This is a genomic window from Aquabacterium sp. UBA2148 (assembly GCF_002328915.1).
GTDB classification, from domain to species: Bacteria; Pseudomonadota; Gammaproteobacteria; order Burkholderiales; family Burkholderiaceae_C; genus Aquabacterium; species Aquabacterium parvum.
Map to the genome: position 1 here is coordinate 1,305 of NZ_DCXA01000151.1, position 5,728 is coordinate 7,032.

The 5,728-nt window shown below is 64.7% G+C and carries 8 protein-coding genes; 2 read left to right on the plus strand and 6 right to left on the minus strand.

Annotated features, from left to right (window positions below):
* Together B2W70_RS08310 and B2W70_RS08315 are read left to right on the plus strand one after the other, a co-directional pair.
* Positions 1-1,037 (plus strand): TRAP transporter substrate-binding protein (locus tag B2W70_RS08310; protein ID WP_286744680.1); only part of this gene is annotated, 1,037 nt, incomplete at its 5' end.
* Positions 1,038-1,228: 191 nt separating this feature from the next.
* Positions 1,229-1,474: a hypothetical protein gene (locus tag B2W70_RS08315; protein ID WP_286744683.1), complete on the plus strand. Its 246-nt coding sequence runs from the start codon at positions 1,229-1,231 to the stop codon at positions 1,472-1,474.
* 24 nt (positions 1,475-1,498) lie between these two features.
* Here the strand turns inward: B2W70_RS08315 and B2W70_RS08320 are convergent, their stop codons facing one another.
* From B2W70_RS08320 to folK, 6 genes are all read right to left on the minus strand, one after another.
* Positions 1,499-3,043 carry a TRAP transporter large permease gene (locus B2W70_RS08320; protein ID WP_286744698.1) on the minus strand — a complete coding sequence of 515 codons (1,545 nt, stop codon included), beginning with the start codon at positions 3,041-3,043 and terminating at the stop codon, positions 1,499-1,501.
* On the minus strand, positions 3,043-3,573 hold the full coding sequence (locus tag B2W70_RS08325) for a TRAP transporter small permease subunit (protein ID WP_286744684.1): 531 nt from the start codon (positions 3,571-3,573) through the stop codon (positions 3,043-3,045). Before B2W70_RS08325 ends, B2W70_RS08320 begins: the two co-directional genes overlap by 1 nt.
* Positions 3,574-3,593: 20 nt before the next feature.
* A complete protein-coding gene (locus B2W70_RS08330; protein WP_286744687.1) occupies positions 3,594-3,947 on the minus strand; it encodes a TIGR01244 family sulfur transferase in 354 nt (117 codons plus the stop codon).
* Between the two features lie 73 nt (positions 3,948-4,020).
* A complete protein-coding gene (locus tag B2W70_RS08335; RefSeq protein ID WP_286744690.1) occupies positions 4,021-4,467 on the minus strand; it encodes a GatB/YqeY domain-containing protein in 447 nt (148 codons plus the stop codon).
* 116 nt (positions 4,468-4,583) lie between these two features.
* Positions 4,584-4,796 carry a 30S ribosomal protein S21 gene (gene rpsU / locus B2W70_RS08340; protein WP_009551973.1) on the minus strand — a complete coding sequence of 71 codons (213 nt, stop codon included), beginning with the start codon at positions 4,794-4,796 and terminating at the stop codon, positions 4,584-4,586.
* Between the two features lie 253 nt (positions 4,797-5,049).
* The gene (folK, locus tag B2W70_RS08345; protein ID WP_286744696.1) at positions 5,050-5,625 is read right to left on the minus strand and encodes a 2-amino-4-hydroxy-6-hydroxymethyldihydropteridine diphosphokinase; all 576 of its coding nucleotides are present in this window, start codon (positions 5,623-5,625) and stop codon (positions 5,050-5,052) included.
* Positions 5,626-5,728 lie beyond the last annotated feature (103 nt).

Below are 5,728 nucleotides of genomic sequence, written 5' to 3' on the forward strand. Positions count from 1 at the left end.
TGGCCGCCGGTGCCGCACCCGCCATCGTCCACGCCCAGACGCAACTGCGCTGGCGCCTGGCCTCCAGCTTCCCCAAGTCGCTGGACACCATCTTCGGCGCCGCCGACGTCTTCACCAAGAAGATCCACGAGATGTCGGGCGGCAAGTTCCAGATCTCGGTGCACGCCGGTGGCGAGCTCATGCCCCCGTTCGGCGTGGTCGACGGGGTGCAAAGCGGCACGGTCGAGATGGCCCACACCGCGCCCTATTATTTCGTCGGCAAGGACGAGACCTTCGCACTGGGCTGCTCCATCCCCTTCGGCCTGAACTCCCGCCAGATGTCGGCCTGGATGTACGAGGGCAATGGCCTCAAGCTGATGCGCGAGTTCTACGCCAAGTACAACATCGTCAACTTCCCTGGCGGCAACACCGGCGCGCAAATGGGCGGCTGGTACCGCAAGCCGATCAAGTCGCTGGCCGACCTCAAGGGCTTGAAGATGCGCACCGCAGGCTTCGCTGGCAAGGTGATGGAGCGCATGGGCGTGGTGCCCCAGGCCCTGCCCGGCGGGGAGATCTACCAGGCGCTTGAAAAAGGCGTGCTCGACGCCGCCGAGTGGGTCGGCCCGTACGACGACCAGAAGCTGGGCTTCTACAAGGTCGCGCCTTACTACCACTTCCCCGGCTGGTGGGAAGGCGGCCCGCAGCTCGACTTCTTCATCAACCAGAAGGCCTGGGACGCGCTCAACCCTGAGTACAAAGCCATGGTCGAAGCCGCTGCCGCGCACGCCCACACCGAGATGCAGGCCCGCTACGACGCCCGCAACCCGCTGGCGCTCAAGCAACTGGTGGCCGCCAAGACCGAGCTCGTGCAGTTCCCCAAGCCGGTGATGGACGCGGCCTTCAAGCACTCGATGGACATCTACAGCGAGCTCAACGAAAAGAACCCGAGCTGGCGCAAGGTCTACGCCGACTACGCGAAGTTCCGCGCCGACCAGAACCTGTGGTTCCGCTTCACCGAAGCCACGTTCGATCGTTACATGCAGTCCGTCAAACTCTGAGCCTGACGTCAACAAGCTCCAAGCGCGGCCCCAGGGTCGCGCTTTTTCCATGTTTCATCGCATTTCCGCGCGGAATGCGCACCTGATCGGTCTGGCCACGCGCAAAACGCGGCCAACAGGCTCAAGATGTGCATGGCTTCTTCCGAAGCCAATCAGGCGCCAGCGGGATTTGGCCCCGGGCGTCATGCACCATGCCACCATCCAAGCCCACAGACCTGCCATCGGCACCCGACTGGAGCCAGGCCCCCCTGGAGCGGACCTGGCGCTCGTTCAGCATCCTGTGCTGGAGCACCGGCCTGATCCTGGCCTGGTTGCACCCCTTGCCGGGCATCGCCTTTGGCCTGGTCGGCTGGTGGGCTCAGTGCAAGGCCGCTCCGCTCACAGCCCGCACCGCGCCCTGGCCGGCAAGGCGCGTTCAACGCGTGGAGGCCGGTTGAAAACCTGCCCCCTCGCCCCGCTGCTCAAAGGGCGTCCTTGACCGCCTGAGTGGGGTCGATTTCCACTTGGGGAGGCGGCACCGACATGTCAGGCTCGCCACCCACCACATCGGACACCGAGCCCGTTGGCTCTTCCGCCGCAGGCGGGGTGACCGGGTCACTGCCCAGGTCTTCGATCTGCATCTCGATGTGCACGTCATCGGTGTTGACCGCCGTCTCCTTGTCCAGGAACGCCGTCACCGACTCCGGCCAGAAGATCACCACCGCCACCAGCACCAGCTGCATCGCCACCCAGGGGATCGCACCCAGGTAGATGTCACGCGAAAGAATGGGTTTGCTGATCGCCCCGCTCTTGTGGATCTGGTCTGCCACCCCACGCAGGTAGAACAGCGCGAAACCGAATGGCGGGTGCATGAAGCTGGTCTGCATGTTCACGCACAGCAGCACGCCAAACCAGATCAGGTCGATGCCCAGCTTCTCGGCCACAGGTGCCAGCAGGGGCACCACGATGAACGCGATCTCGAAGAAATCGAGGAAGAACGCCAGGAAGAAGATGAAGATGTTGACGGCGATGAGGAAGCCCACCGGACCACCCGGCAGGTTGCTGAGCATCTCCTCGATCCAGATGTGGCCATCGACGCCCTGGAAGACCAGCGAGAACACCGTCGAGCCCAGCAGGATGAAGATCACCATGGACGTCACGCGCATGGTCGTGTCCATGGCCTGCCAGATCAGGCTGATCGACAGGCGCTTGTGCATGGCCGCCAGCAACATGCCACCAAAGGCGCCGAGCGCACCGGCCTCGGTCGGCGTGGCCAGGCCCATGAACAGCGTGCCCAGCACCAGGAAGATCAACACGACGGAGGGCAGCATGCCCCACAGCACCCGCTTGACCAGCGCGGCGCCCCGCATGGTGCGGGCCTCGGGCGGCAGCGGCGGCACCCACTGCGGCTTGAACATGACGATGGCCGCCGTGTAGAGCAGGAAGATGGCCGTTTGCAGCAACGAGGGGCCGATGGCGCCCAGATACATGTCGCCGACCGAACGACCGAGCTGGTCGGCCAGCACCACCAGCACCAGCGAAGGAGGGATGAGCTGCGTGATGGTGCCCGAGGCGGCGATCACGCCGGTGGCGTAACGCATGTCGTAGCCGTAGCGGACCATGATGGGCAGCGAGATCACGCCCATGGCGATCACGCTGGCGGCCACCGTGCCCGTGATGGCGCCCAGGATGGCACCCACGATGATGACGGCAAAACCCAGGCCGCCCGGCCGGCTGCCGAACAACTGCCCCGTGCCTTCAAGCAGGTCTTCGGCCAGGCCGCAGCGCTCCAGGATGGCGCCCATGAAGGTGAAGAACGGGATCGACAGCAACAGCTCGTTGGAGACGATGCCATAAAGTCGCAGCGGCAAGTTGCCCATGAACTCCGGGTTCACGAAGCCCTGCGACATCGCGAAGTAGCCGAAAGCCAGGCCCAGCCCCCCGAGTGTGAACGCCACCGGAAAGCCCGCCAGCATGGCCACCACCAAGGAGCCGAACATGACCGGCGCGAGGTGAGACATCTCGATCACTGCAGCGGCCTTTCGTAGTGGGTGTCGAGCTGGAGGTCACCGCGCAGGAAGGCGATGCGGCGGAACGCTTCCGCCACCGCCTGCAGCCCCAGGAAGGCAAAACCCAAGGGGATGGCCGCCTTGATGGGCCAGCGCAGCAGACCGCCGGCGCTGGCCGAGACCTCCTGCTGCTGCCATGACAGCACCACGAAGGGCCACGACAACCAGGCCACGATGGCGCACAAGGGCAGCAGCACCAGCAGCAGGCCGATCAGGTCGATCCAGGCCTGCGTGCGCGGAGAGCGACCACCGTAGATCACATCCACGCGAACGTGCTCGTTGAGCTTGAGCAGCATCGGCGCGCCCAGGAACACCGCCATGCCAAACAGGTACCACTGCGCCTCCAGCCAGGCGTTCGAGCCCATGCTGAAGGTGTAGCGGATGAGGGCGTTGCCTGCGCTGGTCAGGCAGGCGGCGAACAAGGCCACGGCGGCCAGCCACCCTCCCACGCGGGAGATGGCGTCCATCCAGCGGATGTAGGTCTGCATGCGTCAGGGGAGCAGAAGGCTCAGTCGTCGAGGGCCTGAGCCTGCATGTACAGCTTGGTCGAGCGAGCGCCGCTGCGGCAGAACATCAACAGCGGGCGCGGCAGGCTCTTGAGCAGCTCGGCGCAACGCGCGATTTCTTCGGGCGACTGGTAGCCGCCGTTGACCGGCAGGTAGGCGTATTCGAGGCCCGCCGCCTTGGCCGCGGCTTCGATGGCAGCGCTGGTGGGCTGATCAGGGCCGCCTTCCATGTCGGGGCGGTTGTTGATCACGGCCTTGAAGCCGGCTTCTGCTGCTGCGGCCATGGCCTCAGGGCTCAGCTGGGGCGCGGCGTAGACGTCTTGCGCGATGGGCTGCAGGGACACGGAATCGCTCATGGTGGACCTCGGTGTTCGGGACGCGAGATGGTAAGGCCAAGCAGCCCGTTTCGACCGGCTCGGTGCCTGAGTATCAACCCGCCAAGGCGGCTTTCACTGCAGCAGACACCTGACCCATGTCGGCCTGACCCGCCAGTCGCTGTTTGACCACGCCCATGACTTTGCCCATGTCGCCCGGGCCCGAAGCGCCCAGCTCCACCACGATGGCCTTGACGGCAGAGGCCACTTCCTCGGCGCTCAGGCGCTGCGGCAGGTAGGCCTCCAGCACGGTGATTTCGAACTTTTCCTTGTCGGCCAGGTCTTGGCGGTTGCCAGCCTCGTACTGCTGGGCGGCATCCTTGCGCTGCTTGATCAGCTTGTCGACGATGCCCACCACCAGGGTGTCGTCGAGCTCGATGCGCTCATCGACTTCCTTTTGCTTCATCGCGGCCAGCAACATGCGGATGGTGCCAAGGCGATCGGCTTCCTTGGCGCGCATGGCGGCTTTCATGTCATCGGAGATGCGTTGCTTGAGGCTCATGGTCGTGAATCATCAAAGGGAAGTTGAAAAGACAAAGGCCCGCATGGGCGTCCCCGCGCGGGCCTGGTTTGCCTTCGGGCAGCCTGTGGACAGGCTTGCCTCGAGCAAGAAGCTGATCAGTACAGCTTCTTGGGCAGCTGCATGCTGCGCACGCGCTTGTAGTGGCGCTTGACGGCGGCAGCCTTCTTGCGCTTGCGCTCGGAGGTGGGCTTTTCGTAGAACTCGCGGGCGCGCAGTTCGGTCAGCAGACCCAGCTTTTCGATGGTGCGCTTGAAGCGGCGCAGGGCCACGTCGAACGGCTCGTTTTCCTTGACACGGATGGTCGTCATCAGAGATTCGCTTTCAGATTGAATGCATTCAAAGGCTGGCGGCATGGCCCCCTGTTTCGCGCTTCGGTCAGTGAACCAGCACAAGCCGGCCGGATGCACGACTCACTGATTTTGATCCGGCTGAAAATTCAACAGTGCCAAGCACTCTTGAACCATTTGCCAGACGCCCTTGGCGCTCGCCAGGGGGACTTGACTTTGCAAACATGCTACCAAGCCCACCAATAGAGCCTGCGATTATAGCCTGGAAATTTTCTCAACCCAAGCAGTTTGGCCCGGAAATGGCCTCGATGCCCTGCTCTGCGGCCAGCTGAGCCCTCTTTTCCGAGTCAAGGACATCGGGCGCTGGGCTGTCCGAGCGGGCTGGCAAGCGTTCGGCCAGCTCAGCCAGCGGGACCATGACGAAGGCTCGACCCAGTTGGCGGGGATGCGGCAGGGTCAGGGTCGCCGTTTGCAGGATGGCACCACCATGGTGCAACAGGTCCAGATCGAGCGTTCGAGGCGCGTTGACGTGTGGGCGCTCGCGGTCGTGATCGAGCTCGATTCGCAGCAAAGACCGCAGTAACTCATGCGGTGCCAGCACGGTCTCCAGCGCCACCACGGCGTTCAGGAAATCTGGGCCACCAGCATTCACGGGACGGGTGCGGTAAAGGGACGAAACACCCTCCACCCGCGTGCCCGGCAGCTCGCGCAGCGCCGTCACAGCCGCTTGCAGGCGCAGGTGCACGTCTCCGAGGTTGCCCCCGAGTGCCACGAATGCCCGGAACCGCGGTGCCAGCGAAAACGCCTCTGCGTCCGCGTGAGCCACCACCGGGGAGCTCGTCGGGGCCATCATGCTCGCCTCACCGGCGTGTCACTCCGCCGCCCCGACCTGGGCACCACCGGCGGGCTTGCGACGGCGGCGGCGGCGCTTGCGGGCGGGTGCACCGCCGTCG